Genomic DNA, 392 nt, shown 5'->3' on the forward strand with positions numbered 1-392 from the left:
GCCCGCTTTCGAGGCCGTCGAGATCTCCGACCTGTCACTGAACGACAACCCCACCCGCGCCATCCGCACACTCCACCGATCAGACCCCCGCCGACCGGGAGTGTTGCTTCGACGCTATGACACCACCTTCGTGCCATACACCGCAAAGCGCGCAACACCCTTCGCATCGGCCTTTTGCGTCAGTCCCAATGGGAAGATCGAGCGGTTTCACCGCACGCTTGCCGAGGGCTGGGCCTACGCGCGTTTTTACAGTTCCGAGACCGAATGAAGCGCCCTGGGTTTGGTTCCGACTCATCTGAAGGAGAATCGGATCATGCCCAAGAAGTACGACCAGCAGTTGCGTGAGCACGCCGTCAGGATGGTGCTCGACAAGCGCGCCGCCGAAGCATGCT

Annotated in this window: 1 pseudogene; it reads left to right on the forward strand. The window is 61.2% G+C overall.

Annotated features, from left to right (window positions below):
* Window positions 1-265: pseudogene (locus tag GSY69_RS14840) on the forward strand (hypothetical protein); the annotation flags it as partial.
* Window positions 266-392: the final 127 nt, after the last annotated feature.

The organism is Brevibacterium rongguiense (assembly GCF_009857845.1).
In the GTDB taxonomy this organism is placed as follows: domain Bacteria; phylum Actinomycetota; class Actinomycetes; order Actinomycetales; family Brevibacteriaceae; genus Brevibacterium; species Brevibacterium rongguiense.